Origin of the sequence: Blautia sp. CAG:257, assembly GCF_000433815.1 — a bacterium.
Taxonomy (GTDB): domain Bacteria; phylum Bacillota; class Clostridia; order Lachnospirales; family Lachnospiraceae; genus Blautia_A; species Blautia_A caecimuris.
This window is the reverse complement of sequence record NZ_HF999112.1, coordinates 52,391-53,017: the sequence shown is the minus strand read 5'-3', so window position 1 is coordinate 53,017 and position 627 is coordinate 52,391. Positions and strand designations below refer to the sequence as shown.

Here is a 627-nt window from a genome sequence, read left to right as displayed (position 1 = left end):
TTCCAGCTCCTGCACCTTCATATCTCCCTGGCTCCATGCAGTAACGGCGTCCCCTGGCCGGAGTACGTCCTTGTCCACAGAAATATAAAGGGGAAGATCGTTTGAAATCTCTTCAAAAAAAGTTTTCTTATGCTGTTCCGTCATCTCTCTCAGGCTTTCTCTGGAAAGAAACCGAACCTTATTTCTGATTTCTTCTTCCGTCTGTTCACAGGCATTTCTGTCCGGTCCCACAAGGATAAGCTCCTGCAGAAACGGAAGGGCCTTTAAAGCCTCTGCCGCCCATCCTCCGCAGGACAGAAGCCCTCCGAATGCAGGCGGCTGCATGTCCGTGTGATTGTCAAATACAAGCAGGCGAAATGGCGTGTGTACTTTTTTCAGCCAGAGCAGGCTCATATAATGATAGTTCCCAGAATCCACAAAATGAATGCCTTTTACCGGCAGATCTGCAATTTTCTTTTCCAGTATTTCCTGAGCTTCCCCGTCACAGTAGCAGCTGCACCCGGAAAGCCCCTGCACATCCACCCAGGAAATTTTTTCTTCCCGATAAAATTCCTGTTCTTTATAAACTCCGGTAAAATTCATTAAAACAATTTCATTCTTATCTGTCATAAAATCTTCCTGTCATAA

General features: G+C 45.9%; 1 protein-coding gene. It reads right to left on the bottom strand.

What is annotated here, in order from left to right; translation table 11 throughout:
• On the bottom strand, positions 1 to 609 hold a 609-nt coding region (locus tag QVP40_RS12505; RefSeq protein WP_288200558.1), incomplete at its 3' end, for an arginase family protein.
• Between the last annotated feature and the right edge of the window lie 18 nt (positions 610 to 627).